Source organism: Escherichia albertii NBRC 107761 = DSM 17582 (assembly GCF_000759775.1).
GTDB classification, from domain to species: Bacteria; Pseudomonadota; Gammaproteobacteria; order Enterobacterales; family Enterobacteriaceae; genus Escherichia; species Escherichia albertii.
The window spans coordinates 1-2,638 of the sequence record NZ_BBMY01000207.1 but is presented as its reverse complement, the minus strand read 5'-3'; the positions used below and the strand labels follow the sequence as shown (position 1 = coordinate 2,638).

Here is a 2,638-nt window from a genome sequence, read left to right as displayed (position 1 = left end):
AGAAATCGCCGCTCAGAACAAACGCCAGCTAAAAGCCAGACAAACTTCCGGCGTGCAACAATTTCTCGCCAAATTTGCCACCATCTTCACGCCGCTGATCCCCGGTTTTATTGCTGCTGGTCTGCTGCTGGGGATAGCGACGTTAATTGCCACGGTGATGCACGTTCCAGCTGATGCTCAGGGAACGCTGCCCGACGCCCTGAACTTTATGAAGGTGTTCAGTAAAGGCTTGTTCACCTTCCTGGTGATACTGGTAGGTTATAACGCCGCTCAGGCATTTGGCGGCACGGGCGTCAATGGCGCGATTATCGCCGCGCTCTTTTTGCTCGGTTATAACCCTGCCGCCACTACCGGTTACTACGCTGGTTTTCACGATTTCTTCGGCCTGCCCATCGATCCGCGCGGCAATATTATCGGCGTGTTGATTGCTGCGTGGGCCTGTGCCCGCATCGAAGGCATCGTGCGTCGCTTTATGCCGGACGATCTCGACATGCTGCTGACCTCATTAATCACCCTGCTAATCACCGCCACACTGGCGTATCTGGTGATTATGCCGCTGGGGGGTTGGCTGTTTGAAGGCATGTCGTGGTTATTTATGCACCTGAACAGCAACCCGCTTGGTTGTGCGGTATTAGCCGGGCTGTTCCTGATTGCTGTAGTGTTTGGCGTGCATCAGGGGTTTATTCCCGTTTATCTGGCCTTGATGGATAGTCAGGGATTCAACAGCCTGTTCCCCATCCTTTCCATGGCTGGCGCAGGTCAGGTAGGCGCAGCACTGGCGCTTTACTGGCGAGCGCAGCCGCATAGTGCATTACGCAGTCAGGTACGTGGAGCGATTATTCCCGGTCTGTTGGGCGTTGGCGAACCATTGATTTACGGCGTCACCTTGCCACGGATGAAGCCGTTTGTTACCGCCTGTTTAGGCGTGCGGCGGGCGGTTTGTTTATCGGGCTGATAGCCTGGTGGGGCCTGCCAATGGGATTAAACAGCGCTTTCGGGCCATCTGGTCTGGTCGCCTTGCCATTGATGACGTCCGCACAAGGCATCCTTCCGGCAATGGCAGTTTATGCTGGCGGAATTCTGGTGGCATGGGTTTGCGGATTTATTTTCACCACGCTCTTTGGCTGTCGCAACGTTAGTCTGGACTGATTATGAAACGGACAGTGCTCTATTTTTCTCTGCTGGCTGTCAGTTGTAGCGTCAGCGCCGCAAAATACCCTGTTCTGACAGAAAGTTCACCAGAGAAAGCAGGGTTCAATGTCGAACGGCTAAACCAGATGGATCGCTGGATTAGCCAGCAAGTGGACGCCGTTTATCCCGGCGGACCCACAATACCCGAATAAAGCCATCGCGGGCACGTTATATTCCCAGGATAAAGGCCAGACGCTGGAGATGATTAAACGTACGCCGCTGGAATATCAGCCCGGTAGCAAACATATCTACAGCGATGTCGATTATATGCTGCCTGGATTTATCGTCGAGTCAGTTACTGGCCAGCCGCTTGACCGCTATGTTGAAGTTGAGAGTACTGACAAACGCAAAACTGCCTGATGCGCTACGCTTATCAGGCCTACGTGGAACCCGCAATTATATTGAATTAGCACGATTTCGTAGGCCGGATAAGGCGTTCACGCCGCATCCGGCGTGTATAACGCGCACCGGGTCAACAATCAGAGGCCAGTCAGTAATGTTACTGCCTGGCCTTTCATCATCGAATCAGAAACGATTACAGCGCCATCAGCTTGTCCAGCGACGGCGCGAAGTAATAGCCGCCAGTAACCGGTTTGGTGAAACGCAACATCGCATCACGCTTACCATCGGTATCGCCAAACATGCTCAGCAGTTGCTGCTCAATGTTATGCAGACGTGCGCAGTAAGCGCAGAAGTACAGACCGTGCGTGCCACTGGCGGTGCCGTATGGCAGACTCTGACGAACAATCTTCAGCCCTTTGCCATCTTCTTTCAGATCAACGCGGGTCAGGTGAGAGGTTTCTGGACGCTCATCGCCGTCAATCTCTTCGTTATCTTCTTTCGTGCGCCCAATCATCATCTCCTGATCGTGAATGCTCATACGGTTGAGTTGCTTCAGGTTGTGCTCCCAACGCTGCACAAACACATAGCTGCCGCCTGCATCCACACCATCTTTGATGACTGCCACTTCGCGACGCGTCTCTTCGCCCGCCGGGTTTTCCGTGCCATCAACAAAGCCGCTCAGATCGCGCTCTTCCACCCAACGGAAACCGTGGATCTCTTCTTTCACGTCAATGCAGTCGCCGAAAGCTTCCATCGCCGCCTGAGCCACGGAAAAGTTAACATCGTGGCGCAGAGACAAAATGTGAATTAACACATCAAACTGAGTCGTCGGCGCAAGTCCTTTACCGTAACCAGGAAAATCTTTCAGCTCTTCAGCACCTACACCGCCGCTCAGAGCGCGCCAGGTGTTGTTGCCAAAGGCAACCACCGCGCCGAGATGCGCGTCCGGGAATTTTGCTTCAAAGGCTGCCAGTTTCTCGGCAAATGTTTTACTGGCCGCACGCAGGGCATCAACTTCCCCTTTAACGTTGGCTTCGATCCAAATCGCCGCGCGGCAATGTTCTGGCAAAATGCCACTCTGAACCTGAGACATTGTTCCTCCTGA

The 2,638-nt window shown here is 53.6% G+C and carries 1 protein-coding gene and 2 pseudogenes; 2 read left to right on the top strand and 1 reads right to left on the bottom strand.

Annotated features, from left to right (window positions below; all coding sequences use genetic code 11):
• Both murP and EA14781_RS24565 read left to right on the top strand, forming a co-directional pair.
• Window positions 1-1,149 (top strand): annotated as a pseudogene (gene murP, locus EA14781_RS22025) (PTS N-acetylmuramic acid transporter subunit IIBC); the annotation flags it as partial.
• A 2-nt stretch (window positions 1,150-1,151) separates the two neighbouring features.
• A pseudogene (locus EA14781_RS24565) lies at window positions 1,152-1,518 on the top strand (serine hydrolase); the annotation flags it as partial.
• A 208-nt stretch (window positions 1,519-1,726) separates the two neighbouring features.
• On the opposite strand, the gene yfeX reads toward EA14781_RS24565, so the two are convergent.
• Window positions 1,727-2,626, bottom strand: coding sequence for a porphyrinogen peroxidase (gene yfeX, locus EA14781_RS22015; RefSeq protein ID WP_000084594.1), 900 nt, complete (start codon window positions 2,624-2,626; stop codon window positions 1,727-1,729).
• Window positions 2,627-2,638: the final 12 nt, after the last annotated feature.

What these genes read in the sequence shown, in the direction of transcription:
- yfeX (WP_000084594.1), bottom strand. Translation starts at nt 2,626, where the DNA reads ATGTCTCAGGTTCAGAGTGGCATTTTGCCAGAACATTGCCGCGCGGCG.